Origin of the sequence: Marinobacter flavimaris (genome assembly GCF_045057155.1) — a bacterium.
In the GTDB taxonomy this organism is placed as follows: Bacteria; Pseudomonadota; Gammaproteobacteria; order Pseudomonadales; family Oleiphilaceae; genus Marinobacter; species Marinobacter manganoxydans.
Genome location: NZ_CP171359.1, coordinates 3,476,232 through 3,501,702, shown reverse-complemented (window position 1 = coordinate 3,501,702; position 25,471 = coordinate 3,476,232). Strand labels below are relative to the sequence as shown.

The 25,471-nt window shown below is 57.3% G+C and carries 24 protein-coding genes and 1 pseudogene; 15 read left to right on the top strand and 10 right to left on the bottom strand.

The features are described from left to right. The first annotated feature begins 46 nt into the window (after positions 1 to 46). Positions 47 to 472: a hypothetical protein gene (locus ACGK9W_RS16425; RefSeq protein WP_405417633.1), complete on the top strand. Its 426-nt coding sequence runs from the start codon at positions 47 to 49 to the stop codon at positions 470 to 472. Between the two features lie 72 nt (positions 473 to 544). Here ACGK9W_RS16425 and ACGK9W_RS16420 read toward each other — a convergent pair whose 3' ends face one another. The 4 genes from ACGK9W_RS16420 to ACGK9W_RS16405 all read right to left on the bottom strand — a co-directional run bounded on the left by ACGK9W_RS16420 (position 545) and on the right by ACGK9W_RS16405 (position 5,424). Further along, the gene (locus ACGK9W_RS16420; protein ID WP_405417630.1) at positions 545 to 862 is read right to left on the bottom strand and encodes a CcdB family protein; all 318 of its coding nucleotides are present in this window, start codon (positions 860 to 862) and stop codon (positions 545 to 547) included. Continuing rightward, entirely contained in the window at positions 862 to 1,107 is a 246-nt protein-coding gene (locus ACGK9W_RS16415; RefSeq protein ID WP_053113336.1) for a type II toxin-antitoxin system CcdA family antitoxin, read from the bottom strand. Before ACGK9W_RS16415 ends, ACGK9W_RS16420 begins: the two co-directional genes overlap by 1 nt. A gap of 479 nt (positions 1,108 to 1,586) precedes the next feature. Then, positions 1,587 to 2,903, bottom strand: a complete 1,317-nt coding sequence (locus ACGK9W_RS16410; RefSeq protein WP_104272564.1) for an IS1380 family transposase — start codon at positions 2,901 to 2,903, stop codon at positions 1,587 to 1,589. A 418-nt stretch (positions 2,904 to 3,321) separates the two neighbouring features. Further along, positions 3,322 to 5,424: a molybdopterin-dependent oxidoreductase gene (locus ACGK9W_RS16405; protein ID WP_405417627.1), complete on the bottom strand. Its 2,103-nt coding sequence runs from the start codon at positions 5,422 to 5,424 to the stop codon at positions 3,322 to 3,324. Positions 5,425 to 5,587: 163 nt separating this feature from the next. On the opposite strand from ACGK9W_RS16405, the gene ACGK9W_RS16400 reads away from it, so the two are divergent. Continuing rightward, a complete protein-coding gene (locus ACGK9W_RS16400; RefSeq protein WP_405417624.1) occupies positions 5,588 to 6,361 on the top strand; it encodes a CLCA_X family protein in 774 nt (257 codons plus the stop codon). A 6-nt stretch (positions 6,362 to 6,367) separates the two neighbouring features. Beyond that, positions 6,368 to 6,829 (top strand): methyltransferase family protein, encoded by a 462-nt coding sequence (locus ACGK9W_RS16395; RefSeq protein ID WP_405417621.1) that lies wholly within the window; start codon positions 6,368 to 6,370, stop codon positions 6,827 to 6,829. A 36-nt stretch (positions 6,830 to 6,865) separates the two neighbouring features. Here the strand turns inward: ACGK9W_RS16395 and ACGK9W_RS16390 are convergent, their stop codons facing one another. Then, positions 6,866 to 9,460: an EAL domain-containing protein gene (locus ACGK9W_RS16390; protein ID WP_405417618.1), complete on the bottom strand. Its 2,595-nt coding sequence runs from the start codon at positions 9,458 to 9,460 to the stop codon at positions 6,866 to 6,868. A gap of 240 nt (positions 9,461 to 9,700) precedes the next feature. Here ACGK9W_RS16390 and ACGK9W_RS16385 point away from each other — a divergent pair, with 240 nt between their 5' ends. The 7 genes and pseudogenes from ACGK9W_RS16385 to ahpC all read left to right on the top strand — a co-directional run bounded on the left by ACGK9W_RS16385 (position 9,701) and on the right by ahpC (position 16,085). Beyond that, complete coding sequence (locus ACGK9W_RS16385; protein ID WP_053113332.1) at positions 9,701 to 9,913, top strand: hypothetical protein; 213 nt, start codon at positions 9,701 to 9,703, stop codon at positions 9,911 to 9,913. 195 nt (positions 9,914 to 10,108) lie between these two features. Then, positions 10,109 to 10,702, top strand: coding sequence for a transcriptional regulator BetI (gene betI / locus ACGK9W_RS16380; protein WP_014578776.1), 594 nt, complete (start codon positions 10,109 to 10,111; stop codon positions 10,700 to 10,702). Positions 10,703 to 10,765: 63 nt separating this feature from the next. Beyond that, positions 10,766 to 12,235 (top strand): betaine-aldehyde dehydrogenase, encoded by a 1,470-nt coding sequence (gene betB, locus ACGK9W_RS16375; RefSeq protein WP_405417614.1) that lies wholly within the window; start codon positions 10,766 to 10,768, stop codon positions 12,233 to 12,235. A 25-nt stretch (positions 12,236 to 12,260) separates the two neighbouring features. After that, positions 12,261 to 13,945: pseudogene (gene betA, locus ACGK9W_RS16370) on the top strand (choline dehydrogenase). 196 nt (positions 13,946 to 14,141) lie between these two features. Beyond that, complete coding sequence (locus tag ACGK9W_RS16365; protein WP_405417611.1) at positions 14,142 to 14,873, top strand: hypothetical protein; 732 nt, start codon at positions 14,142 to 14,144, stop codon at positions 14,871 to 14,873. 6 nt (positions 14,874 to 14,879) lie between these two features. Continuing rightward, entirely contained in the window at positions 14,880 to 15,359 is a 480-nt protein-coding gene (locus ACGK9W_RS16360; RefSeq protein ID WP_405417608.1) for a hypothetical protein, read from the top strand. A gap of 162 nt (positions 15,360 to 15,521) precedes the next feature. After that, the gene (ahpC, locus tag ACGK9W_RS16355) at positions 15,522 to 16,085 is read left to right on the top strand and encodes an alkyl hydroperoxide reductase subunit C (RefSeq protein ID WP_008172630.1); all 564 of its coding nucleotides are present in this window, start codon (positions 15,522 to 15,524) and stop codon (positions 16,083 to 16,085) included. A gap of 77 nt (positions 16,086 to 16,162) precedes the next feature. Here ahpC and ACGK9W_RS16350 read toward each other — a convergent pair whose 3' ends face one another. Both ACGK9W_RS16350 and ACGK9W_RS16345 read right to left on the bottom strand, forming a co-directional pair. Then, positions 16,163 to 16,639 (bottom strand): peroxiredoxin, encoded by a 477-nt coding sequence (locus ACGK9W_RS16350; RefSeq protein WP_008172631.1) that lies wholly within the window; start codon positions 16,637 to 16,639, stop codon positions 16,163 to 16,165. Beyond that, positions 16,620 to 17,375, bottom strand: coding sequence for a DUF3581 domain-containing protein (locus ACGK9W_RS16345; RefSeq protein WP_008172632.1), 756 nt, complete (start codon positions 17,373 to 17,375; stop codon positions 16,620 to 16,622). Before ACGK9W_RS16345 ends, ACGK9W_RS16350 begins: the two co-directional genes overlap by 20 nt. Positions 17,376 to 17,634: 259 nt before the next feature. Between ACGK9W_RS16345 and ahpF the strand changes: the two genes are divergently transcribed. The 3 genes from ahpF (at position 17,635) to ACGK9W_RS16330 (ending at position 21,423) form a co-directional block, all read left to right on the top strand. Continuing rightward, entirely contained in the window at positions 17,635 to 19,221 is a 1,587-nt protein-coding gene (gene ahpF / locus ACGK9W_RS16340) for an alkyl hydroperoxide reductase subunit F (protein WP_053113328.1), read from the top strand. A gap of 174 nt (positions 19,222 to 19,395) precedes the next feature. Continuing rightward, positions 19,396 to 20,166, top strand: a complete 771-nt coding sequence (locus ACGK9W_RS16335) for a hypothetical protein (protein WP_405417604.1) — start codon at positions 19,396 to 19,398, stop codon at positions 20,164 to 20,166. Between the two features lie 102 nt (positions 20,167 to 20,268). Next, positions 20,269 to 21,423, top strand: a complete 1,155-nt coding sequence (locus ACGK9W_RS16330; RefSeq protein ID WP_405417603.1) for an ABC transporter substrate-binding protein — start codon at positions 20,269 to 20,271, stop codon at positions 21,421 to 21,423. Positions 21,424 to 21,447: 24 nt separating this feature from the next. Here ACGK9W_RS16330 and ACGK9W_RS16325 read toward each other — a convergent pair whose 3' ends face one another. Together ACGK9W_RS16325 and ACGK9W_RS16320 are read right to left on the bottom strand one after the other, a co-directional pair. Continuing rightward, positions 21,448 to 22,116, bottom strand: a complete 669-nt coding sequence (locus tag ACGK9W_RS16325; protein ID WP_008172637.1) for a transglutaminase family protein — start codon at positions 22,114 to 22,116, stop codon at positions 21,448 to 21,450. Between the two features lie 116 nt (positions 22,117 to 22,232). Further along, complete coding sequence (locus ACGK9W_RS16320; protein WP_092030706.1) at positions 22,233 to 22,961, bottom strand: RNA methyltransferase; 729 nt, start codon at positions 22,959 to 22,961, stop codon at positions 22,233 to 22,235. A 156-nt stretch (positions 22,962 to 23,117) separates the two neighbouring features. Here ACGK9W_RS16320 and rlmE point away from each other — a divergent pair, with 156 nt between their 5' ends. Next, entirely contained in the window at positions 23,118 to 23,738 is a 621-nt protein-coding gene (gene rlmE / locus ACGK9W_RS16315) for a 23S rRNA (uridine(2552)-2'-O)-methyltransferase RlmE (RefSeq protein WP_053113324.1), read from the top strand. A gap of 1 nt (position 23,739) precedes the next feature. On the opposite strand, the gene ACGK9W_RS16310 is transcribed toward rlmE, so the two are convergent. Then, entirely contained in the window at positions 23,740 to 24,774 is a 1,035-nt protein-coding gene (locus ACGK9W_RS16310; protein WP_405417598.1) for a histone deacetylase family protein, read from the bottom strand. Between the two features lie 143 nt (positions 24,775 to 24,917). Between ACGK9W_RS16310 and ACGK9W_RS16305 the strand changes: the two genes are divergently transcribed. Next, positions 24,918 to 25,466, top strand: coding sequence for a YgjV family protein (locus ACGK9W_RS16305; RefSeq protein ID WP_108018289.1), 549 nt, complete (start codon positions 24,918 to 24,920; stop codon positions 25,464 to 25,466). Positions 25,467 to 25,471: the final 5 nt, after the last annotated feature.

Sequence of the window (25,471 nt, the reverse complement as noted above, 5' to 3'; positions counted from 1 at the left end):
GCCGCTTCGCTTGTCGTTAGAACACGTTTTAATTAATGGACTTGGAATGAAAATTCATCGCTTTATGGCAGTCGCGCTCTTTCTTTCCGGCTGCGCATCGGGGCCAAGGTCGTACGACGGTGTGCTTGGCTATAGTACCGAGTCGCTACCAGCTGGAATCCAAGTCACCTATGTGGATGAAGCAGACAGTAGTACAGAGAAAATACTCTCCCAAATCTCTGAGGTTTGTAATGAGGCACTCGGGCCGACCTCTAATGCGCCAGTTATTAAGGTGAAATCGGTTACCGAATATGAGCGTCAAGTTAAAATGAGTGTACCAATACCTGTTGGTGTTCAGAATATTGGGACATTTTCCAGCGGAGGGAGCAGTCTTCCAGGCGCCACAATACAGAGTTCAGTTACCCAAACCGATACGGTGTTTCGCAACATTAAACTTCAAGAAGTGGTGGCTCTTTGTTCAACCGCGCCCTAACCAGCGCAGGCAGGGCGACACCCTTTTCATTGCGTCTTTGGCTCCATTACAAGGGTGCTCATGCTGCGGGCGTTAAATGCCGGTGATAGTCAGGTCCAAAGCTCCAACAATCTGGTCTCTGAAATGTGAGAGAGAGCCAATAGGGCTCTTGAGATGTTTTTCAGGCACGGAGGAAATTTGCGGAGTTAACAGCAACAGCTCTTGATCGGCAAAGCTGATTTCGGGAGTGAGCCCTTGCATAGCTTCGCCACCGAAGGCAGAACGTTTGCCCAAAGGGATGACAATGCGAGTTGCCAAATCGCTAAGAAGGCTGCTTTGAATATCCACAAGGTAAGGATAGTGAGCCTTGCTGATTTTGCTCGGGTTGGGGTACACATCGAACTGTGCCATCAAAACTCCCTGAACTCGTCGCCGAAGCATCCATGTTGTTCGACGAAATCGTTGTAGCTTTTTATCGCAGCGCGATTCTCTTCAACCCATTGAGCGGCTTCGCGTTTCGAAAGCTCTTCTTTCAGAGCTCGTTCCAGGGTGGCAGACAAGTTAATGTTCAGTTCCCGGGTCTTACGCAGAAGATCGCTATTGATTGAGAGGTTCGCTGCCTTTTTGGGGGCGGCTGAGTCATAGAGTTCGGCCATGAGGGCCTCCCAGAAGATTTAGAATACAAAGCTTGATCGTATGCGCATCGCTATGCGCATGCAAGCGGTTAACCAATGGCTGTTGTCGGACGTGCCTACTCTGGCGCTCTGTCACGCCGCAAAGCCAAGGCGTTAGAACTTAGAGAGGAAATGAATGTTTGTTGCCGTTTATGAGTTTGAAATCAAGGAAGGCGCAGAGACTTCATTTCGCGAAGCCTGGCTTGAGGTGACGAAAGCTATCTCCTGAATCAGTGACTCCGCTCGAATATAGCACCCTGAGCCTTGGTTGGCTCACGCCTAACTCATTTTTGAAGCCAGTCCGGTTATGTTGAGAGCACGACTGTCAGTTTACCGATTGAAACACCTGCAAACCGGTCTTGCTTTGGCCGAATATTGATCAAGCTGTAACTCTCAGGCACGGGCGATCTGCCCAACAAGATGATCGGGGTGAGATCAAGCAACGAAGCGATCCGGGTTGTCTACCCGGGAGACGCAAGACCGCGATAGAGGTCACGGTAAACGGCAAAACCCGGGCAATGGCGGCCAAAGCGCAGGAACCGTTGCCTACTGCTGTGGATCAGGCGACAGGCCATGTACATCAGCTCCTGCATCACGGTTCTCAGGCGGCGGCGCTTGGCCGGGTGGCGCACAGGTGCATCGGGGCCGGTGAGCCTCAGTCCCATCCAGCGCAGTACGTTGTAGCCCAGCGTTGCAAACGTCATCACCAAGTTGTTGGTGGCGAATTTGCCTGAAGGCAAGCGCTCCAGATCCAGATCGGTTTTGAACTCACTGTGGAACTGCTCACTGGTGGCATGATCGCAATACAAGTCTATAACCTGCTGGTTGCTGGCAACACTCACTGGCAGCGATGTCACCCAGCCTTCCAGGCTGACGTCCGGTTCCAGATATAACTGGCCCTGCGCATCACTGGTACGGACCGTCACTTTGACGATCCGGCGAATGCCGGGTTCGTCCGGTAGCTCTTCCGACAGAACCGCTTCCATTTTGCCGTAGCGGCCCAGCGTCCAGACTTGCTGCTCCTGAGCTTTGTCGGCCCAGACCAGAGGGTCTTGTTTACGAGGATTCCACTTGATCAGGAAATCCACTTGTTCTTGCTGACTCAGAAAATCCCGGTTGTCGCGGGCATCGTGGGCACTGTCCAGACGCAGCAGGATGGGCGAACCAGTCAGTGACCGGGCCCGGGGTAAGACGCGTTTCAACGTTTCCAAAAAACCGTTATTGGCGTGTTGGCTGCCGGGGCGCAGTTCACACCCTAGACACCAGCCTTCCTGACCAAGGTAAGCAGCAATGGGCGCATAGCCGTCGTGCCCCTTGTAGGTGTAACTGACGCCTTCCTTGCTCGTCTGGCTGTTATCCATAGGGAAAACGTCCATGTCTAAGGCCACATGCCCCATCTTCAGGGGAGAAACCGGCGCTTCGACGGACGTCAAAAACTCACAACTGGCATCCTCCAATAAGGGCGTGAGCGCCTGGGCATCTTCATCAAATCGCTGCCGTAATCGGGCCGAGGAGGGCGATTGTTTGATCCCCATGGCGGATTTAAAAAAGGGATCTGTACGCGCTGACTCCACGGCCTCGAAATCGCTCTTGCCGAGCGTGATCAAGCCCAGATAGGTCCGGATCAGGTCGATGTTCGGAATACCGTGACGCTTGACCACGGTGCGGGCGGTTTGGGGCAGCGACGTGTGCCGATTCAGGCAGTGGCCCACCAGAGCCAGTCCGCCGTGGGGAGTGTAGACTTCGGTCTTTGATTGCTGGAGGGTGAAGGTACGCATGGGCCGGTGCACTGACTGGGTGAATGGATGTCAGGTGCGATTATATCGCCTCAGGCCTTGCGGTTGCAGGTCTGGGGATTAAATTAGACCGTGTGAAGTCACGGATTCAGGTATCTATCAGCACTGTGGCAGTTTTGGTTCAAGACTCCACACTTCAGACAAGCCGAATATCCTGGTTGGTTATGCTCAGTGGCCTGATCGGGAAACGTGGCAGAAAGATCGTCACGTAATCGATGAAAAATATCATAGGGCACGTAAACAAATGCTCGACTGCCTGGTTCAATCGAAAACTGTCTATGAATTGGAAGTCAGTGACGATTACTTGCGTGCCAATCTGTCCCGTAGTCCCAACCAGGACTGACTGACAGCCTTCCCCCGTTCAGCAAGACGCGCAACCTTCTCCATGCCATATCTCACATCAGGCTGCGCGTACGGCTACCCTCGTACCGTTGAACGCCGCATTGCCCGTCAACGCGTCAATGCGCCCGGAATCGGTGACGTCGTTCATGCTCACGCCGGGTTGTCCCTCGGCGATCGACATGGCGGTGTCCGGCCGGTTATGGCCCCAGCCCTGGGGCATGCTGATCACACCCTCGAACATATCGTCGTCGATTTCTACTGGCAGGTTGATGCTTCCGGAAGCCGACGTAACCGTGGCCAGTTGTCCGTCTTCAAGCCCGATTTTGAGGGCATCTGACGCGTTCATCTGCAAAGTGCACGGGTTCTTGCCTTTTACCAGCCGGTGGGAGTTCTGGGTCCAGGTATTGTGGCTGCGGGGCAGGCGGCGGCTGACCAGCGTGAACGGATAGTCGCTGGTCTCATCTGCCTGCAACAGGCCTGAGGCATCCAGGCGTTTCAGATCGTCCAGATACAGCTGCGGAGCCACCCGGATCTTGCCGTCTTCGGTCTGGATGCGCTGCGCCAGGCAGGGCTGCAGCGGTCCCAGATCCACGCCATGGGGGTAGGCTTTCAGGGTCTCGAGGCTCATGCCTTCCTTTCCGTAGGCGCCGTGTTTCAGGCCCAGATCCAGCATGGCCTCCGGCGTTACGCCATCGTCTTCCAGGCCGGTTAACTGCAGGGCCAGATCCCGCAGAATCTCCCAGTCGTGTTTCTGGTTTGGCGCTTTTTCGAACATCGGTTCCGAGAATTTCGCGGTATTGCGAACGGCGAAAGAGTTGAAGAACACATCGAAGTGCGGCACTTCCAGCCCGGTCGTGGCCGGCAGGATGATGTCGGCGTGCCGGGTGGTTTCGTTCAGGTAGATATCCACCGACACCATGAAATCCAGGGTATCGAAAGCGTCTTCCAGTCGGGCTCCGCCGGGCGCCGAAAGCACCGGATTACCGGCGATGGTGATCATCGCGCGAATCTGGCCCTCGCCCGGGGTCAGAATCTCATCGGCCAGGGTGGCCACGGGGAATTCGTTGTTGAAGTAGGGCAGCTTTCGTACCCGGGACTCGTAACGGCCATAGGAACTCGGCTTGCCCTTTTTGTCCCTGACAAGATCAAAGGCCGGCTGGGGGAACATGGCGCCACCGCGGCTATCGAAGTTGCCGGTGAGAATGTTCAATACATTGTTGAGCCACTGGCAGAGGCCGCCGAACGACTGCGTCGAGGCGCCCATGCGGCTGTAGCAAACGGCGCTCTTCGCAGCTGCCATCTCCCGGGCCAGCTCGCGGATGGCCTCCGCGGTCATACCACAGGCTGCCGCCACGTTTTCCGGGCTATAGGGTTTTACGGCCTCGGCCAGTTGCTCCAGCCCGTCGATCCGGTCTTCCAGATGACCAAGGGTAACCAATTGTTCCTCAAACAGGGTGTGAACCATGGCCAGCATGAACAGGGCATCGGTTTCCGGGCGGATAAACAGGTGCTGGTCGGCCTTTCTCGCAGTCTCGGTGCGCCGTGGATCAACCACCACCACCTTGCCGCCACGTTGCTGGATGGCCTTCAGGCGTTTGCCGACGCCGGGGGCGGTCATCAGGCTGCCGTTGGAAACAATCGGGTTGGCACCAATGATCAGCATGAAATCCGTATGGTCGATGTCCGGCACCGGAATCAGCATGCCGGCACCCAGCATGTAATTGGAGGCCACGTGGTGTGGTAACTGGTCCGCCGATGCGGAGCTGTAGCGGTTATTGGTGCCCAGCGCCTTGAAGAACCGCGGCAGCATGATGGCGTTGCCGAAGTTATGGGCGTTTGGATTACCCAGATAAACCCCGACCGCATCCTGCCCGTGTTCCTGCTGGATGCCGCGAAACCGCGAGGCGATTTCCTCGAAGGCAGCTTCCCAGCTGATCTCCTGCCAGCCGTCCGCGGTGCGCTTCATAGGTGCTTTCAGGCGGTCCTTGTCATTGTAGAAATCCTGCAGTGCAACGGCTTTCGGGCAGATATGGCCGTGGCTGAACGGGTCGTTGCTGTCGCCCTTGATGGACAGGATCTCGCTACCCCGATGCTGGATTTCGAGGCCACACATGGCTTCACAGATGTTACAGGTGCGGTAATGGGTCTGGGTGTCGGTCATGGCAAACACTCGGTCCGGATATTGTCGTTATTGGTACTGGCAGTGTGGCACAAGCCGGCGGAAAATCAGACGGTCATAATTCACATAAAACCGGTCAATCCCGCCAAATACTGTTTCTCTCGGTGCCTGAAAGACAGGCCGGAATTTCATCGTACAATAGCCCATGGCTAAAACCTTTTACCGTCGGGGCCCGGACCATCGAGCCGGAGCGCCGGTTACCTTTCTCGACGTCCGCCGTCGTTTCCAGTTCCGTTCCATCGAGCTTGGCCGCTGGGTCACCGAGCCGGAAAAACAGCGCAGTGCGTCGCTGTTCTACGATGCCCTGTGCGACCTGATGACCATTCTTGGCGGCACCGAGTCTCTGGTTTCCCTGCGTGGCACCCTGGCTCTTCAATATGGCATTGGCGGCCGACCGGGTGTGTCGGCCCACTACACGCCGGCCACGCGCAGCTTCTCACTGGCCAAAAATGCCGGGCCCGGCAGCATCGCCCACGAGTGGTTTCACGCCTTTGATCATTACATCGGCGAGAAACTTTTCGGCGAGGCCCACAGAGGCCAGTTTGCTTCGAAGCTCTGGCTTGGCCGTGACGACGCTGTGCGGCATCCGCTGAACGATCGACTGCAGGCCTGCTTCAAGGCGATTCTGCTGGACGAAAAAGGCGCAGAGCCCAGCGAGCTCTTCCGGTGCTCGGTGAGGGCGGACAAAGCGGCAGGGATTCAATATTTCAGCTTGCCTGAAGAGCTTTGCGCCCGGGCGTTTGAAGCGTTTGTGCAGGATGCAAACGTGAAGAACGCCTTTCTGGTGAGCGGAACCCGGGAATCTGAAGAGGCAAAACTGGGTCTGTACCCGGTGGGCGCGGAACGCGAACGCGTCAACAACGCTTTTTACGATTATTATACCGCTCTTGGCCGGGCGCTCCGGTCAGCAGAGGAGTAATGGCTTGTGACAGCACTTGAGCTGAAAATACCACCGGTGGTTCTTGTCGCTATTGTGGCGGTTGGGATGTGGGCTCTGTCCCGCATTGCACCTGACTTGGCAATCGCCATTCCAGCAGCAGGCTGGTTGGCGTCTGGCGTTGCACTGACGGGTATGGCGATCGCGGTTCTTGGTGTCTTGGCGTTCAGAAAGGTGGGCACAACGGTAGATCCCAGGGTTCCCGGGCAGTCGGAAAGTCTCGTGGTTTCTGGTGTCTATCGGTACAGCAGAAACCCGATGTACCTCGGATTCCTGCTGGTTCTCTGCGCCTGGGGGCTGTGGCTTGGCAATCTGCCGGCCCTGCTTTTTCTACCGGCATTTGTCCTCTACATGAACCATTTCCAGATTGTTCCGGAGGAGCGGTTCATGCGGGACAAATTCGGTGCCACCTATACGACCTACTGTGCCAAGGTTCGCCGCTGGATATGAGCAGCAATTCAGCGGCAGTGCGCGTGAGCAAACCAACTAAAGGAGCCGTTCCAGGCTAGAAGCCTTCCTTTCAACCTCCAGCCAGGCCTGTAGCTCGTGGAGCGGCTTCGGCGAGCAGATCCAGTAGCCCTGGAGCATTTCCGCTCCCAACTGGTTGAGAAGGCGGGCCGACTTTTCGGTTTCGACACCCTCGGCCACCACCTGATAGCCCAGGCCCTGGCCCATCCTGATGGCGGTTTCGACAATCATCCGCGCGCCCTCGCTGGATTCGATGTCCTGTAACAGAGCGCGGTCCAGTTTGATTTCGCTGGCCGGTAGTTTCTTGAGATAGGAAAGCGAGGAGTAGCCGGCGCCAAAGTCGTCAATCGACAGCTTCAGCCCGATAGCCGTTAATTCGTTCAGGGCGTTCAGGCCCCTGTGGGGATCGTCCATGGCAGCGGTTTCGGTCAGCTCAATGATGACCTGTTCCGGATTCAGCTGATTGCGCTTTGTCCGGGTTTCGAACAGCCCCACCAGTTCCGGAGAGCTCAGATCCCGGGCAGAGATATTCACAGAAACGGTCAGAGACGGATCGAGGGCATGGAGTTCCTTCAGATCGTTCAGAGCCTGGTCCACCACCCATCGGGTCAGATGTTTGATCACTCCGGTTTTCTCCGCCATCGGAACAAACTCAATCGGCGGCACCCAGCCCCGGTCCGGGTGATGCCAGCGGATCAGGGCTTCCACACCCACCACTTTACCTGTCGCCAGGCTGATTTTAGGCTGATAGTAGAGCTCGGTCTGATTGTGGTGCAGTGCCTCCCGGAGGTCGGACATCAACGTCAGCCGGCTTTCGTCATAGATGTCATCCTTGCGGGAATACAGGCCGGTTTGATACGGGCCATGAGGCGCCATTTCCATGCCGACATGGGCATTGCGGATCAGCAGAGCGGCTTTCTTGCCATGTTCCGGATAGCTGGCGGCACCAAACCGGGGATTGGGCTCTATGGCAATGTTATCCAGCAACACGGGTTCCGCCAGTTGTTTGAGTGCGTTATCCAGCGACTGGAAGTCGTCTGCCGTTTTACTGACGTTCACCAACAAACCAAAACTGTCGCCAGACAGCTGATATACCCGCTCATCGTTCCCACGCGCATCGACGGTGTGATGAACCATGGGCAGGCCTGAGGCCAAACGGGTCATATGCTCTGCCATGGCCTTGAGCAAACGTTCGCTACGGTCGAGGCCCAGGGTCCGGCTGATTTCCTTGAGCTGCGTTATCCGGGTAACGCCCACCATGAAGCGCCCGTTGGGGTTTTCCCGCAATTGCTCATCCACCATCCATTCGAACCGGTTCCGGTTTGGTAGCCCGGTCACCGGATCGTGGGTCAGTGCTTCATTCAACTGGGTCTGGGCTTCGTTGCGGGCCTTCTGTTGTTTGAGGATATCGGCCTGAGCCTGGATTTTCTGTTCCCGTTCCCGGTACAGGCGGTCGGCGAGGGCAAGCGTGAGAATGAAAGCCTCGAGCCCGGAGCCGATCTGCATGGCGTACTCGGTAAAGAAATTCTCTGGCAACAGGCCCAGGGCCCGCCCCGCCGTTGCCGAGACCCCTATCGTAAGAGGTGTCCAGGCGATCGTGAAGAACACCCCGGCCCTGACACCGGCAGCCCAGGCCACAGGGCCGGCCACCAGGAGCAGCGAGAAGAATGCGAACGCGGAAACGGCCGCCACCCGGATACCGGTGTCGTAATCCAGCAGCGGCGCAGACAGGAAAAACAGCATCTCAAACAAGAGCATCGCCTGCAGGGCCCGGTACAGCCTGGGGCTGTTAGAGCGCACCTGGAGGAACTCCATGCAGAACAGTATCGAGAACATCGCCAGGAATGGCATCGACAGCAGAAGCACATGCGTGTGAAGAAACGGTGCGCCCGGGTAGATGTGCTGAAGTGTATAGCCGCGCACAGCGGCGAAGAACAGGAAGTAGCCGGAAATGGCCAGGGCGTAGAACAGGTACAGCTTTTCTCGCAGGGTCAGGAACACGGCCAGGTTGATCAGGATGATCACTGCCAGACTGCCGTAGTAGAAAAAGTGCAGTTTCTGCTCGTTGGCAGCGGCTTCGTAAAAATCATTCTGCTGCCAGATCTGCAGCGGCACCACCATCGTGCCCTGGGTGGCGACCCGGATATAAAGCGTTTTCGAGGCGTCCGGGGCTACATGGAATCGATATAGCATGTTGGGATGGTCGACATCCCTGGGGTAGAAAGAGCGGGTGTCCCCGGTGGCGAATTCTCGGAGCAGGGTGCCGCCGGAGAGCTCGTGAAACACCACGTCATCAAGCTGGGAATAGCCCAGCTCTGCAATCAGAAGCTGGTCGCGGCCGGTCTGGTTTTGCACCTCAACCCGCAGCCAGTAGGCGGAATCGGTAATCCCGAAGGTGGCCTTACCCGATGGATTGGTCTGCCAGGCGCGATCGGGAAGGGCGCGAACATCGGCCAGTTCCGCTTCGGCGCTGGCGTCTTCCCAGTACTGGAAATGGCTTTCAATCGGTTTTTCTGAGGCAAGTGTGACCGGGGCGCTATTCGCATGCGCAAACTGCGACGTGAAAGTCGCCAGACTCAGTAAAAAGATACGCAGAGCAGTGCTGAGGATCACCAACAGTAGACCCCGTTATATCGCCATCAGGCTTTTTTATTTTCCTGATCATCAGCTTAACAGCCTTTCTTCACCGGAAAAGCCGAGAACCAATATTTAATGTAGCGAAATGTCTCATATCTGCAGATTCTCCGCCTTGCCCACCCGTCCTTTTGTGCTCCCCGTAGCCCTCAAGCACCTGTCTCGATAGCGGCCCATCTGCTACGTTGAAAGGAGACATTCATTCCCAAGGAGGCCTCTATGTTCGTCGCTGAAAAAGCAACCGGGCACCTGATCGAAGTTCTGGATACACAGGCGCTGTTTGATCCCCATAGCCAGCAGGTGCGAGGCAGCCTCCATTACGGAGAGGAGGCGCAGGATCCTGAATTGTTTAAAAAAGCCGAACTCGCATTTCCCTCCGGTGAAGCGCTTCCTGTGTGCTGGACAGACCCGGATTACCGTCGCCATAGCTGATATTTGCTTGCCCTTCCTGCCGTCACAACCGCGCCATATCAGAGTGGCGCGAGGCTTCCCTGCTTTCTGATCAGGTTTGAATTCCCCGCCTCGCTTCTGTAAGATTTTTATTAATTGAACGTTCAATTAATAAAAAGCAGGGCTGATTGGTGCTGCTTTTCAACACCGGAAACAAGACGAGTAACCGAAGCCGCCATGCCAAAAGTTGGGGTCAAAGACACACGCAAGCAGCAGCTGATTGAAGCCACCATGCATTCGATTGCCGAGCTGGGCATGCAGAACACCACCATTGTGAGCATCAGCAAACGGGCGGGCATGTCCTCCGGGATTATCAGCCATTATTTCGGCGGCAAGCAGGGTCTGATTGAGGCGGCCCTGCGTTATCTGCTCGATCAACTGGGCAAGGAACTCCGGGAGCGTATGGCCAAGACCGACCGCTCCCCGGAACAGCGGCTCAATTGCATTATCGAGTCGAACTTTTCCGAGTTTCAGCGCTCGGCGCTGGCGGCCAAGACCTGGCTGAGCTTCTGGGCCCGGTCGATGCATGAGCCGGGGCTCAAGCGCCTGCAGCAGATCAACAACGCCCGGCTGTACAGCAACCTGCGATATTCCTTCGCACAGGTGCTTGAACCCGGCGCAGCAACTGAGGCCGCCCGGCAAACCGCGGCAATGATCGATGGGTTCTGGTTGCGCAGTGCCCTGAGCCTGGACCCGGCAGAGAGTTTTGAAGCCGGTGAGCGGCTCTGCAAGAAATTTGTCCACGAGACACTGGCCCAGGCAACCGCCTGAGCCGGGATTGATTCGAACGGCCCACAAGGCCTGAAGACACCGAACCGAGGTTAATTACCGACTATGTCTGCATCTCTTCCTGTTGTTCAGAATTTCGTCCATGGCCGTTTCCTGGCCAACAGCACCGGCGAAACCTTCCCTGTGGTGAATCCGGCCACGGGTCAGGTTATCTACGAAGTGGAAGTGGCGGATGAATCCGTGCAGCAGGCCGCCGTTGAAAGTGCCCGCGCCGGTTTTGCCGAGTGGTCTGCCATGACTGCCATTGAGCGCAGCCGGATTCTGCTTCGGGCGGTTGCGCTTCTGAGAGAGCGTAATGATGATTTGGCTGCCGCAGAGGTGCGCGATACTGGCAAGCCCTGGCAGGAAGCAGAAGCCGTGGATGTGGTCACCGGTGCCGATGCGGTTGAGTTCTTTGCCGGCCTGGCACCCTCCATCGAAGGTAACCAACAGGACCTGGGCGGTGATTTTTACTACACCCGCCGGGAGCCCCTGGGCATCTGCGCCGGCATTGGCGCCTGGAACTACCCGATCCAGATCGCCTGCTGGAAATCCGCGCCGGCCCTGGCCTGCGGTAACGCCATGATCTTCAAGCCATCCGAGGAAACCCCCATGGGTGCGGTGAAGCTGGCGGAAATCTTTACCGAAGCGGGTGTGCCGGCGGGCGTATTCAACGTGGTGCAGGGCGCCGCCGAAGTGGGCCAGTGGCTGACCCACCACCCCGAGATTGCCAAGGTCTCCTTCACCGGCGAAGTGGCCACCGGGAAGAAAGTTATGGCCGCGGCATCTTCCACCCTGAAAGACGTCACCATGGAACTCGGCGGAAAATCCCCGCTGATCATCTTTGACGATGCGGATCTTGAGAACGCCATTTCCGCCGCCATGGTCGGCAACTTCTACACCCAGGGTGAGATCTGCACCAACGGCACCCGGGTGTTTGTTCATGAAGATCTGTACCCGCGCTTTATCGAACGTCTGCTGGAACGCACCCGCAACAATATCAAGCCCGGCGACCCGATGAATCCGGACACCAATTTCGGCGCGCTCATCTCCGCAAAACACCGGGATCTGGTGCTCGATTACATCGCCAAAGGCCTGTCCGAAGGCGCGACTCTCAGCCACGGCGGTCGGGCCTTCGAGCCTGAGGATTCCAAGGGCGGCTATTTTGTGGAACCCACCATTTTCACCGACTGCACCGATGATATGACCATCGTAAAGGAAGAGATTTTCGGGCCGGTGATGTCGGTCCTTACTTTCCGCGATGAGGACGAGGTGATTGCCCGCGCGAATAACACGGATACGGGGCTGGCCGCTGGCGTGTTCACCAACGATATCCGTCGGGCCCACCGGGTGATTCACCAGATCCAGGCCGGCATCTGCTGGATCAACAGCTACGGCGCTTCCCCGGCGGAAATGCCGGTTGGCGGCTACAAACTCTCCGGCATCGGCCGCGAGAACGGGCGCGAAACCATTGCGCACTACACCCAGATCAAATCGGTGTATGTGGGCATGGAAGATTTGGACGCACCCTTTTAGTCGCAGGCCACACAGGAGAACGCGTATGACAGAAAATCGATACGACTACATCATTGTGGGTGCGGGTTCCGCCGGTTGTGTACTGGCCAACCGCCTGACCGAGGACGCGCGCCACCGGGTGCTGCTGCTGGAAACCGGCGGCAGCGACAAGAGCATCTTCATCCAGATGCCCACCGCCCTTTCCATTCCCATGAACACCAAGAAATACGCCTGGCAGTTCGAGACCGAGCCGGAGCCCTTCCTGGACAACCGTCGCATGCACTGCCCACGGGGCAAGGTGCTGGGGGGGCTTCCTCCATCAATGGCATGGTCTATGTCCGTGGCCACGCCCGGGATTTTGACGAATGGGATTCCGAGGGCGCTACTGGCTGGCATTACCGCAACGTCCTGCCGTATTTCAGGAAGGCCGAAACCTGGGCCTTTGGCGGCAACGACTACCGGGGCGATAAGGGCCCGCTCGGTGTGAATAACGGCAATAACATGCAGAATCCGCTCTACAAGGCCTTTATCAGGGCGGGTTCCGATGCCGGTTACTTCGAGACCGATGATTACAACGGTACGCAGCAGGAAGGCTTCGGCGCCATGCACATGACCGTGAAGAACGGTCGTCGCTGGTCCACTGCGAACGCCTATCTGCGCCCGGCCATGGAGCGCGATAACCTGACTGTGGTCACCCATGCGTTGGTGCACAAGGTGTTGCTCGATGGCAAAACCGCCACCGGTGTCCGTTACGAGCAGGGCGGCAAGGTGCACGAGGCGAAAGCCGCCGAGGAAGTCATCCTGTCAGCGGGCTCTATCGGTTCGCCCCACCTGCTTCAGCTGTCCGGAATTGGCAAGCGTGAGGTACTGGAGAAGGCTGGTATCGAGGTAAAGCACGAGCTACCCGGCGTTGGTGAGAACCTGCAGGACCACCTGGAGTTCTACTTTCAGTATCGCTGCAAACAGCCGGTGTCGCTCAACGGCAAGCTAGACTGGTGGAACAAGCTGAAGATCGGTGTTCGCTGGATTCTCCGCAAGGATGGTCTGGGCGCCACCAATCACTTCGAGTCCTGTGGCTTCATCCGGTCCAAGGCCGGCGTCGAGTGGCCCGACCTGCAATATCACTTCTTACCGGCAGCCATGCGCTATGACGGTAAAGAAGCCTTCAACGGAGACGGATTCCAGCTGCACATTGGTCACAACAAGCCGAAAAGTCGGGGCTTTGTGCATGTGCAATCGGCCGACCCGAAACAGGCACCGACCATCCGCTTCAATTATCTGCAGCACGAGGCAGACCGGGAGGGCTTCCGGGACTGTGTGCGCCTGACCCGGGAAATCATCAACCAGCCGGCCATGGACGAGTACCGGGGAGCGGAGATCCAGCCCGGTGCCGAGGTCCAGACCGACGAGGAAATTGATGCGTTTGTCCGCCAGGCGGTGGAGAGCGCCTACCACCCGTCCTTCTCCTGCAAGATGGGCACCGACGAGCTGGCGGTGGTGGACCCGGAGACGCGGGTTCACGGTATCCGGAATCTCAGGGTGGTGGATTCGTCCATCTTCCCGACCATACCCAATGGCAACCTGAATTCGCCCACCATCATGTTGGCCGAGCGGGCAGCCGATCTGATCCGGGGCAGGGAGCCCCTGCAACCTTCTGACGCGCCTGTGGTGATGGACGACCAGTGGCAGACACGTCAGCGACCGGGACAGGCAAAGCGCGCGCTCGCATAGCGCGTCGTCATCCCACCCGGGCGTGCAACGCGCCCGGGGTTTTGCAAGCCCTCAGGATTTCCCTATCAGCGCGACGGTGTTCTGCCGTTTTCGGGCGCCCGATAGGCAAGTCCTGGGTTTGTGTCCGATTCGAACCAAGTAGAGGAGGAACACCCATGCTGTTTATCAAAAAGAAAGAAAGTAACCGGAGGACGTTATGACACTCTGGTTATCCGCAGGTCTGATCTTCACCTTCGCCGCCATTGTGCTGATCCTGTACAAATGGTGGGACATCCAGTGCATCGGCGTAACGCCGGTACGAACCTTCACCTTTATCGCCATTCTGTTCACCTCCGGTCTGGATGTGGGGCTGATCATGTTCCCGCTGACCGAGTTCGGTGGCTATGGCGATCTGTCGGCAAGCCCGGAGTACGGCTTTGCCAATCCGCTGGCTATCGAATTCGGGTTCTGGGCGTTCCTGATCTGGGGCTTCTATTTCCTGACCTGTTTTTACTTCGCGATCATTGAGCCGCGGGTGCAGTTCTTTGAGATTCCGTTGGAGAAGGTCGTAAACAACGTGGTGATCATCGGCACCTGTGCGTTTACCGCCTATCTGCTGCTGGTGAATCTGCCCTGGTACCTGCCCATGCTCGGTGATGGCGAATCGGTGGTACCAGCGTTCTACTTCATTGTATTTGCCTCGATTGCGCTGGCGGTCTATTCCAGCTCCAAGATCAAATATGTGCGCATCCTCAGTCTGGGCTCGAGCCTGTTGTTTATTGCCCTGATCGTGGGCATGTGGTTCCGGGCGTTCGTTATGGGTGCGGGCTCACCGGCAGATTTCTTCGGCACCGCCGGATTGATCGGCGAGTACTTCGCCAACATCCACCAGTTTGCCCTGCCGATCAATGACTACCACGAGTTCTACCTATTTTGGTGGTTTGCCTGAAGCATCATGATCGGCCAGTTCACCGCCCGTTTCGTGAGCGGTATCCGCACCTGGCAGCTGTTGATTGCCATGCTGGTGGTACCGTCCATCGCCATTGGTGTCTGGTTTACCGTGCTTTACCACTACCACGCGGAAGGCCTGCAGATTGCGGCGTTCACCAATATCGCCATGATTTCGGTGGGTGTTTTGATGGTGGTGAACTCGCTGGATTCATTGATCCGGCTCTATACCGACAACCTCAATCTCACTGCCCAGCGCCTCGGGCGGGTGAACTATGTGGTGTTCAATTTCCTGGCGATGGTTGGTCTGACCATGCTGTTCCAGCTGGATTTCTTGCGGATTCAGTGGGTTGGTGCCCTGGTGATTGCGCTGTATTTTGGCTGTTTCGTCTATATCCTGGCGAACAAGCGGGCAGAAGTGGCTGCCATTAAAGTGTCACCGAAAGAGAATATTCTGGACTTTGGAAAGATTGAACTGGCTGGTTAAGACCCCATAAACGGGGTGGCGGAAAAATTCCCTTCAAAAGCCAGAGATAGGTTTTTTCTATCCCTGGCTTGGGAATTATCAATTTTATCCGCATCGCCGATATCCGTACTGTGGGCGCCACAAATTCATTAACCTATGAATCCATCAACAAGGAGTTCTTTAATGGGCATCATTAACAGCGAGATCAAACCGTTCAACGCTACCGCCTTCAAAAACGGCGAGTTCGTTGAGATCAGCGAAGCAGACGTGAAAGGCAAGTGGGCGGTATTTTTCTTCTACCCGGCCGACTTCACTTTCGTGTGCCCGACTGAGCTGGGCGACGTGGCTGACAAGTACGAAGAGCTGCAGAAACTGGGCGTTGAAGTATTCTCCGTGTCTACCGACACGCACTTCACCCACAAGGCATGGCACAGCAGCTCCGAGACCATCGGTAAGATTAACTACTACATGGTTGGCGACCAGAACGGCACCATCACCAACAACTTTGGTGTGATGCGCGAAGGTCAGGGCCTGGCAGACCGCGCTACCTTCCTGATCGATCCGGACGGCGTTATCCAGGCCATGGAAATCACTGCTGAAGGTATCGGCCGTGACGCAGACGACCTGATGCGCAAAGTGAAAGCCGCTCAGTACGTTCGCAAGAACCCTGGCGAAGTATGCCCGGCCAAGTGGAAGGAAGGCGAAGAAACGCTGACTCCGTCACTGGACCTGGTTGGCAAGATCTAAGCTCTCCTGACGGAAAGCTTGGTTACAAAAAACCCCGGAAAATCCGGGGTTTTTTATGTCTGATGAAAAAGTGAGGTTCAAAGAGCCTCTAGGATGGTTTCGGCGCTGGTCTGGTCCAATCCCTGGGCGTCGATATTCAGCAGCTCGACCTTGCCGTCGTTCACGATCATGGCGTAGCGCTGGCTACGAATGCCCATGCCGTTCGCAGTCCGATCCTGGGTCAGATCCAGAGCCTTGGCGAACTCTGCCACGCCATCGGCCAGCATGACGATTTCTTCGGCGTTGTGGGCCTTGCCCCAGGCGTCCATTACAAACGCGTCGTTTACTGACGTGCAAACGATGCTGTCGATGCCCTTGGCCCGCAGTTTGTCGGCATTTACCACAAAACCGGGTAAATGGGCGGCTGAACAGGTGGGGGTAAACGCGCCGGGTACAGCAAACAGAACGGCTTTCTTGCCGGCAAAGAGTTCACTGGTACGGACTTTCTCAGGGCCTTTTTCGCCCATTACCTGAAGTTCGATGTCTGGCAGGGTATCACCCGGCTGAATTGGCATTGCTATGGTCTCCGCTGTTGTCCTTGTTGAAATAGTCGGCACCCCGGGCCTTGAGGCGATAGAACTCTTCAATTACGCCGGCCATCGCCTCGGCACAGTAGGGCCGCAGACCACTTAATACGAGCCGTTTGGTCACTTCGCCCACTGGTTTGTGATCGGCGGTCAGACGGTATTCCAGAAGAACGTTACCCCGTTTACCGGCTGCCTCCAGGGTGGCGTTGTGCAATTCCAGCCCGGGCGAGGGCAGATCCAGATTCTCCAGGGCCAGGCTCATGCTCTCGTACATCACCATGGGGCGATCAGGATTGAACATCACCCCGTTAGACTCCATCAAAGGTTTCAGGGTATGGGGGAAGTTCTTGCCGGAGGCCGCCACATAGGCACGGGTGATGGTCTCGATCAACTCCTCATCCCGGGTTGTCGCGCCGCTGCGGGCCACCTCGATATAGACTTTGCCGGCGTCGTCACAGACGTCAATGGTGTTTTCGGTTTCAACGAACTTGAGCGGCACATTCTCTCCAAGCAGGCTGCGGAACCGGAAGGTCATGTTCTCCGACAGCCCGAACCGGGCGAGCACAATGGCGAAAAGCAGGTCTCCTGGAACGCAGAAACGGCGGGCATCCGGGTCGTGGATGGGATTGAAATCCCCCGCGATTTCCTTGGCGAACTGGCTTGCCTGCAGGGCGGAAATTACGACGTGTCCGTCCTGGACGGAGTGGAAACGGTCTAGAAACATGCGTTGCCTATTCTGGATACCAGAGAATGATGTTGCGACGATATGACAACATCATACTGCGGCAGGCTTTCGGTGGATATGCGCTATTGGTCAAGCCCCGAGCAGCGGTGAATCTGGAGGTATAGCAAAGCCCTATCAAACAGTTTGGGTCAATTAATTTGAGCATTGAGTGGCGGGGCCGTATTGTTGCACCAACTCAACTTAACCACCGTATTTGATTCAAATACTTAGTTCCGAAATTTAAAGGAGAAGTCAGACTATGTTGGATGCCAATATCAAGGAACAGCTCAAGGCCTACATGGACAAGCTGCAGCAGCCGATTGAGCTGGTTGCGGCCTATGACGACAGCAAGAAGTCCCAGGAACTCCGGGAGCTGCTGGAAGAGCTGGAGCCGATGTCTTCCAAGATCAGTCTCCGCACTGAAGAATCCAATGACGTGCGTCGTCCGTCCTTCGCCATCAACCGAGTAGGCACCGATATTGGCGTTCGCTTTGCGGGCATCCCCATGGGCCACGAGTTTACTTCCCTGGTCCTGGCCCTGCTGCAGGTGGGTGGTCATCCCTCCAAGGCGTCCCAGGATGTGATCGAGCAGATCCAGTCTCTGGAAGGCCGGTTCGAGTTTGAAACCTACTTCTCGCTGTCCTGCCAGAACTGCCCGGACGTGGTTCAGGCCCTGAACCTGATGAGCGTGTTGAACCCGAACATCACGAACACCTCTATCGATGGGGCCCTGTTCCAGGATGAAGTGGAGCAGCGCGAAGTCATGGCGGTTCCCAGCGTTTACATGAACGGTGAGCCCTGGGGCCAGGGCCGTATGACCCTGGAAGAAATTGTTGCCAAGCTGGACACCAGCTCCAGCGAGAAAGACGCCGAGAAAATCAATCAGAAAGACGCCTTTGAGGTCCTGATCATTGGTGGCGGCCCGGCTGGCGCTTCTGCTGCTATCTACGCTGCGCGGAAGGGCATTTCCACCGGCATCGCGGCCGAGCGTTTCGGTGGCCAGGTAGCTGACACCATGGGCATTGAGAACCTGATTTCCGTACCCTACACCGAGGGTCCGAAACTGGTGGCGGCCATGGAGCAAAACGTCAAGGAATACGACGTGGAGATCATGAACATGCAGCGCGCGGAGAAGCTGATCCCGGCGTCACGCCCGGGCATGCTCCACCAGGTAAGGTTGGAAAACGGTGCCACACTCAAAGCGCGCAGCCTGGTGCTGTCCACCGGTGCCCGCTGGCGCCAGATGGGCGTTCCGGGAGAGGAAGAGTACCGCAACAAGGGTGTGGCCTACTGCCCGCACTGCGACGGCCCCCTGTTCAAGGGCAAGCGCGTGGCGGTAATCGGTGGAGGTAACTCCGGTGTCGAGGCAGCCATCGATCTGGCCGGTATCGTGGGCCATGTAACCCTGATCGAATTCGGTGCCGAGATGCGTGCTGATGAGGTGTTGCAGAAGAAACTGCGGAGTCTGAAGAACGTGGAGATCATCACGTCAGGACAGACCACCGAGATTACCGGGGAGAATGGCAAGGTCAACGGTCTGAATTACACCGACCGCAACTCCGGTGAGCAGCATCACATCTCCCTGGAAGGTGTGTTTGTACAGATCGGCCTGGTGCCCAACACCGAATGGCTGAAGGGTGACATCGAACTCAGCCAGCACGGCGAGATCATCGTTAACGACCGCAACGAAACCTCCATTCCGGGCGTTTTTGCAGCGGGCGACGCGACGACCGTGCCTTACAAGCAGATCGTGATCTCCATGGGCGAAGGTTCCAAAGCCGCCCTCAGCGCCTTTGACTTCCTGATCCGCAATTCTGTGGACGAGAGCGAAGACGAAGCGGCGTAATCCACTCAACGCCGCCTGATGAGAGAGAAAGGCACCGGAGCGATCCGGTGCCTTTTTTTTCAAATCCCCATATTTAACAAGGTTTTTCTGGCGTATAGAATACGACATTGCCATACTGCGGAACCTGTATGAAAAATAGTCATTTATTTGTCGTCATGGACTGATGCGCGAGTCATGAAACGCTACCTCTCTGGATTTCGGGTACTCCTGTTTGCCGCAGTCATACTGAGTACGCCTGCCGTGGCCGATCCGGTGATCCGGATCGCGGTTCCGGATATCACCAGCCTGCTGACCGAAAACCGGGATGGTGTTTACCAGAGAATCCTGCACAGGGCCCTGGAAGGCCTTGATGTGCCTGTGACCGAGCAGTTCTTTCCCTACAAACGGGCCATGATGGTATTCGAGCAGCATGGCGCAGACTGCATCTATTCCTTCACCGAGGTCCTGGAGCGTCGATTGGGCGACGATGCGGTTATTGCCAGTTTTCCACTCGGCAAATTCACCTATTACCTGTTCACCCCGCAGGACGCAGATCCCATCAGTTCCCTGTCGCAACTGGAGGGGAAAACCGTGGGTGCGGTTATTGGTCATGAGACCTATCTGGACGGAGTGCTGGAGGGCCACGACGTTAATGTGATCTGGTCGAAGAGCGATGCCCAGAACCTGGCCATGCTCGAGCACCAGAGATTCGGCGCCATGATTGCTGCGGTTCCGGATGTCCGGCCTTTCATGGACGAGCTCAGCTACGATCCGAAGACGCCCCTTCTTGAAAGTTACGATCGGCTTACCTGCCACAACACCGAAGCCAACCGGCAGTTCCTGACCAGGCTCTCGGCTCGGATGAAGAGCCTCAAAGAAGCCGGGCTCTACGAACAATTGGCCGGCCAGCTCTACGTTGAGTTTGAAGACCCCGCTCCGGCCGCTGAACATTCCCTTCTGAACTGAGACATTGGTTACGGATCTCCGCTTGTGTGTTACACGACAGGTCGGTAGCTTAGGCCCCTTAAAAGCCAACTCTGCCAGATCGTCCAGAGGGTTGTTCATTACATGAAGTCCTTTCCAGCCCGCTTCCTCATTGGTTTCCTGCTCCTGTTTACAGTTCCTTTGGCAGACGCCGGCACCCGGCCAAGCGTTGTTTTTCTTTCCCCGGACGACTCCCGGTTCTGGCAACTGGTGGCCGGTTTCATGGAGGCAGTAGCGGAGGATCTCGAGGTAGACCTGGAGGTTCAGTACGATCGGGAGAGTCATCGATTCAGCTATCTTCGCATGGCGAAGGACGTATTGGCCCGAGAAGAAAAGCCCGACTACCTGCTGTTCATGTGCAAGGAGCATGTTACCGAATCCATGCTCAGGCTCGCGGATGGGGCCGGTGTAAAGACGTTTACCTTCAATACCGATGTGCCTGACGCCGCTCGAGCCAGCATCGGTATGCCCCGAAGTGTCTTGTCGGGCTGGCTCGGCCATCTTTCGCCGGACAATATTGCCGCCGGCCGTTCTCTGGTAACGCTGCTGGGCAAACAGGCCGAACAATTGGGGCTGGCCTCCGGCCCCAGTATTCCCATGGTCGCCCTCTCGGGAACCCTTGATTCGTCTGCCACCAAGGACAGGAATGGAGGGCTGCTGGCGGCTGCGGTCCAGCAGCGCAGCGAGCTTATGCAACTGGTGTACGCCAACTGGAGCGGCACGCTGGCCCGTGAAAAAACGGAGGTCCTGCTGAAGCGCTATCCGAATACTGTCTCAATCTGGAGCGCGAGTGATGGTATGGCAATGGGTGCCATTGAAGCCGCTCGAAATGCCGGCCGGACGCCGGGCAAAGATCTGTTGGTGGGCGGCGTAGACTGGGAACCTGAGGCCCTGGAAAGTATCCGGCAGGGGGAGTTACTGGTCAGCCTCGGCCGACATTTCATGGGCGGTGGACTTGCCTTGCTCCTGCTGCATGATTATCACCATGGCCAGGATTTCGGAGATATGTCACCGGACTATGTTTTCCGCTACAAGCTGGAACCTGCAACCCGTGAAAATGTTGAGCGGGTGCAGCGCATTATGGACTCGAAGAATTGGAGCGCCATTGATTTTAGGCGCTTCAGCCGCATTGGTGAGACTGAGACCGGGAAAACAGTGCCCGATTCTGATGCCGTGCTGGATGCGATCAGTGGGGCGCTGGCAGGGCAGAGAGCAGACACCGTAGCGAGGAGAGAATAAGGTCTTCCTGGATTCGAGCAGGCTCTAGGGGCTCGATATATCCTGCACCAGACTGCCTTTCGGAGCTTCAGGCTCCTCTTCTTCGGCAAAGAGATGACTGTAGGCCGCCCGGACACCAGAGACGATAAACTCATGGGGCACGTCGTCGAACAGGCCGTGGTCGTTCACATATTCCATGTGCGCGTGGCCATCCTCGGTGTACTCCTGGAACATGGAATCGTGCACCCCATCGAATTCCAGCGGCTCCACCTTCATCAGCTCGCACAGTTGCCGATTGAACGCCGGCGTCGCCTTCACCCATTGGCCATTCAGGAACAGCTCGATATACCCGTGCATACGGAAAATGTCCGACCGCAGCCATTCGATCAGTTTCGGGCTTGAGAGATGGTTGCGTACATCGGCCAGGCCGAGGCGGCTGGGAACGCCAATCGAGCGAGCTGCCGCGCCCAGGAGAACCGCCTTTGGGATGCAGTAGGTTTCGCCGCTTTCCAGAGCGTAGCTGGCACTGAACGTGTTGGCATCGGTCCGGAATACGTAGGGGTTGTAGCTGATGCTGTCACGAACAGCGAGATAGAGCGCCTTGATCTGCTCCACCGGCTCATCAGGAACTCCCTCCAGCTCTGACTCGATCCAGGCCTGCAGCCGGGGATGGTCATAGTCAAAAAAAGCGGTGGGCTGGAGATAGCGTTCCATAGTCATCAGTCCGGTCTCGGGATCAGACTCTGATCGTGCTCAATTGGCAATGCACAGGCAATGGCGGTTTCCGCCAGAACGATTGGGGAAAGTGCTCAGAGCATGGGGTTTGCAGTCTAAAGGTCCCGCATTAATTCGTAGGTGCACATATTCACCGCTGAGGCCAGGTTCAGGGACTCGATCTGCCCCTGGCCTTGAATGCTGTACGACACCGCCTTCAATTGATTGAGGGCCTCCCGCGGCACGCCCCGGGCCTCGTTGCCGAACAGATAACAGTCGTGTTCCCTGAAGCCCCGGGATGCCATCGAACCGCCATTGAGGTCGAGGCAGGCCAGGCTCTGGTATCGGTCGGGAAGGCTTGTCAGAGCAACGTCGGTTTCAAGAGGGACGTGAAAGAGCGCCCCCATGCTGGCTCGCACTACCTTCGGGTTGAAGGGGTCGACACTGCCCGGGCTCAGCAGACACCGGAAACCGCCGAACCAGGCGAGGGTGCGCAGTATCGTACCGAGGTTGCCGGGGTCCTGAACCTCATGCAGGTAAATCGTTTTTTCGCCGGGCACCGGTTCCGCCGGGCGCTCCGGCATGGGCACCACCGCCAGAATCCCCTGGGGTGTTCGGGTGTCGGCGAGCTGTGCCATCTGGCGATCGCTGATGACATGGGTTCTGAACGGGCTCTGCCAGTGCTCATAGGCTCCGGTGACGTAAAGTTCCGAGGCCGTCAGAGCGGGTTGGCGGTCGGCGGCTTTCTGCAGCTCGAGAACCAGGTGTTCGCCCTCAACCAGATAGTGGCCAAACGACTGCCGGTATTTTTTCTGGTGCAGCTTTTTGATGTCGGCCAGATTCACGAGGGGAGTCTCCGGTGAGGTGGGCTTGGTCGGTTCTGAAAAATCACAGAATGCTGGCCGGATTGTACGTGTGGCCAGCGCGGTTGTCAGGGTTTTGCCGCGGCCCGGCGCGGCACGTACAATAAGCGCTTGGCTTTCCCGTTCTGAAGAGACCCCATGGCCCGATCCAAAAGCAGTAACCGCTGGCTCGAAGAGCACGTCAACGACCCCTTCGTGAAGCAGGCGCAGGTGGATGGCTACCGCTCCCGTGCCAGTTACAAGCTACTTGAGATCAACAAGAAGGATCGGCTGATCCACCCCAACATGGTGGTTGTGGATCTGGGCTCCGCCCCCGGTGGCTGGTCCCAGGTGGCGGCCAAACTGGTGGGCCACAAGGGCCGTGTCATCGCCTCCGATATCCTGCCCATGGATGCCATTGCCGGCGTCGATTTTATCCAGGGTGATTTCACCGAGAACGACGTGTTCGAATCGATCATGGCCACCCTGGGCGATGACCCGGTGGACGTGGTGATTTCCGACATGGCTCCGAACATCAGCGGCGTGACCGTGGCCGACCAGGCCGCCTCCATGTACCTGGTGGAACTGGCCCTGGACATGGCAAGCCAGGTACTCAAGCCCAAAGGCAGTTTCCTGGCCAAGGTGTTTCAGGGCGAAGGGTACGATGAGTACCTGAAATCGGTCCGCGCTGTCTTCGACAAGGTTGTGGTGCGAAAGCCGGATTCCTCCCGCTCCCGCTCCCGGGAAGTCTACATTCTCGGCAAGGGCTTCAAGGGCTGATTCAGCCTGCAGCCCTGTCGAATCCCTGCATGACGTTCACCGCATTCACGCCGATGGCGTCGACGTCGTAACCGCCTTCCATGGTAAATACCGTTGGTAGTCCAAGCCGGGCGAGACGTTGGCCCAGGGTCAGATAATCGCCGGAGGTCAGCTTGAAGAACGAAATCGGGTCTTCCTCGAAGGTATCAACACCCAGGGCGACCACCAGGGCGTCCGGCTGGAATGACTGGATCCGCTCGCAGGCGGTTTCCAGCCCCTGACTCCAGACGCTGTAGGGCGTGTTTGGCGGGTAGACGATATTCAGGTTGTAGCCCTCGCCGGCGCCCTCGCCAATCTCGTCTTCAAAGCCCAGAAAATGGGGAAACACCAGGTCCGGATCGCCATGCAGGCTGATGGTGAGCACATCGCTGCGTTCGTAGAAGATCGCCTGGGTGCCGTTGCCGTGGTGGAAGTCCACATCCAGCACCGCGACCTTGCCATAGCCCCGGTCACGAAAGGCCTGAGCCACGATGGCGGCGTTGTTGAAGAAACAGTACCCGCCGAACAGATCGGCATGGGCGTGATGTCCGGGTGGGCGGCACAGGGCAAAGGCCGCGCGCTCGCCTCCGGCCACCAGTTTCTGGGCGGTAAGGGCCACATTGGCGGATGCCCGGGCGGCTTCCCACGTACCATCCGGGATCGACGTCTCCGCCGCGAAGCTGTAATAGCCCAGCCGGCCGTCGATGTCCCTGGGCAGCCGATGGCGCATGCCGCGACCCGCCCAGACCGCCGGGATGGCTTCACCCGGTTTGCCGGCAGCCAGCCAGTCCTGCCAGCAGGTTTCCAGGAACGCCACGTAATCGGCGGTGTGTACCCGTTTGACGGGCTCCAGGCCATATTCTTCCGGTTCCAGAATCTCTCCCAGCGCCTGTTCTTTCACTCGTGCCAGGATGGTTTCGGCACGGGACGGCTTCTCGTGAGGCTCGATCAGCAGTCCGCCATCCAGTTCGGTTTTGACGTGTCGGCGGCTGTGCAATGGAGAGAATACGGTTTTCATGGTCTTGAGTGGTCCTTGCTGAATGACGTGAGCACTTTGGCACAGGGAGCTTGATGGCTCAAAGGCCCTGATTGTGGCAGGCTGAAACCTTTTGCGGGCAGAGGGGATTACCGATATGGCGACGAGCGACAGGCCGGTAAAGGATGATTGATCTGATCGCGGACATGACCCTCGCCGAGGTTCTGGGCCAGGTGTGCGGTCTTGTAGCCCTGGGTTTCTGCATTGCCGGCTTCGCGAACAAGAATGACGACCGGTTGATGGTGCTGCTGATCTCCGCCAACGTTGCGTTTGCCCTGATGTTCGCGTTCTTCGAGAGCTGGACCGCCTCGGCACTGACCGTTCTGGTGATTGTGCGCATTACTTTGGCGCGCAAGTACCAGGGCAACTGGCCTATTATGCTGGGCATGCTCGTGGTGAACCTGGTGGTAGCCTGGGCGACCTGGAAATCCATCACCGATGTATTCCCGCTCGCCGCCGCCGTTTTCGGCACCGTGGGCATGTTCATGCTCAGGGGAATTCCCCTGCGAATCGTGCTCGGGTTTGCTGCCCTGGCCTGGATGCTCAACAACATCGTTATCGGTTCCGTGGGTGGAACCCTGGCAGAAGGCATGGTGCTGGTCACCAACATCATCACCATCATCCGGCTCTATCGGCTGCAGAAGAAATACCCCGATTTCACGCCCGGGAGTTGAACGGC

What these genes read in the sequence shown, in the direction of transcription:
- ACGK9W_RS16425 (WP_405417633.1), top strand. Translation starts at nt 47, where the DNA reads ATGAAAATTCATCGCTTTATGGCAGTCGCGCTCTTTCTTTCCGGCTGC.
- ACGK9W_RS16420 (WP_405417630.1), bottom strand. Translation starts at nt 862, where the DNA reads ATGGCACAGTTCGATGTGTACCCCAACCCGAGCAAAATCAGCAAGGCT.
- ACGK9W_RS16415 (WP_053113336.1), bottom strand. Translation starts at nt 1,107, where the DNA reads ATGGCCGAACTCTATGACTCAGCCGCCCCCAAAAAGGCAGCGAACCTC.
- ACGK9W_RS16410 (WP_104272564.1), bottom strand. Translation starts at nt 2,903, where the DNA reads ATGCGTACCTTCACCCTCCAGCAATCAAAGACCGAAGTCTACACTCCC.
- ACGK9W_RS16405 (WP_405417627.1), bottom strand. Translation starts at nt 5,424, where the DNA reads ATGACCGACACCCAGACCCATTACCGCACCTGTAACATCTGTGAAGCC.
- ACGK9W_RS16400 (WP_405417624.1), top strand. Translation starts at nt 5,588, where the DNA reads ATGGCTAAAACCTTTTACCGTCGGGGCCCGGACCATCGAGCCGGAGCG.
- ACGK9W_RS16385 (WP_053113332.1), top strand. Translation starts at nt 9,701, where the DNA reads ATGTTCGTCGCTGAAAAAGCAACCGGGCACCTGATCGAAGTTCTGGAT.
- betI (WP_014578776.1), top strand. Translation starts at nt 10,109, where the DNA reads ATGCCAAAAGTTGGGGTCAAAGACACACGCAAGCAGCAGCTGATTGAA.
- betB (WP_405417614.1), top strand. Translation starts at nt 10,766, where the DNA reads ATGTCTGCATCTCTTCCTGTTGTTCAGAATTTCGTCCATGGCCGTTTC.
- ACGK9W_RS16365 (WP_405417611.1), top strand. Translation starts at nt 14,142, where the DNA reads ATGACACTCTGGTTATCCGCAGGTCTGATCTTCACCTTCGCCGCCATT.
- ACGK9W_RS16360 (WP_405417608.1), top strand. Translation starts at nt 14,880, where the DNA reads ATGATCGGCCAGTTCACCGCCCGTTTCGTGAGCGGTATCCGCACCTGG.
- ahpC (WP_008172630.1), top strand. Translation starts at nt 15,522, where the DNA reads ATGGGCATCATTAACAGCGAGATCAAACCGTTCAACGCTACCGCCTTC.
- ACGK9W_RS16350 (WP_008172631.1), bottom strand. Translation starts at nt 16,639, where the DNA reads ATGCCAATTCAGCCGGGTGATACCCTGCCAGACATCGAACTTCAGGTA.
- ACGK9W_RS16345 (WP_008172632.1), bottom strand. Translation starts at nt 17,375, where the DNA reads ATGTTTCTAGACCGTTTCCACTCCGTCCAGGACGGACACGTCGTAATT.
- ahpF (WP_053113328.1), top strand. Translation starts at nt 17,635, where the DNA reads ATGTTGGATGCCAATATCAAGGAACAGCTCAAGGCCTACATGGACAAG.
- ACGK9W_RS16335 (WP_405417604.1), top strand. Translation starts at nt 19,396, where the DNA reads ATGAAACGCTACCTCTCTGGATTTCGGGTACTCCTGTTTGCCGCAGTC.
- ACGK9W_RS16330 (WP_405417603.1), top strand. Translation starts at nt 20,269, where the DNA reads ATGAAGTCCTTTCCAGCCCGCTTCCTCATTGGTTTCCTGCTCCTGTTT.
- ACGK9W_RS16325 (WP_008172637.1), bottom strand. Translation starts at nt 22,116, where the DNA reads ATGGAACGCTATCTCCAGCCCACCGCTTTTTTTGACTATGACCATCCC.
- rlmE (WP_053113324.1), top strand. Translation starts at nt 23,118, where the DNA reads ATGGCCCGATCCAAAAGCAGTAACCGCTGGCTCGAAGAGCACGTCAAC.
- ACGK9W_RS16310 (WP_405417598.1), bottom strand. Translation starts at nt 24,774, where the DNA reads ATGAAAACCGTATTCTCTCCATTGCACAGCCGCCGACACGTCAAAACC.
- ACGK9W_RS16305 (WP_108018289.1), top strand. Translation starts at nt 24,918, where the DNA reads ATGATTGATCTGATCGCGGACATGACCCTCGCCGAGGTTCTGGGCCAG.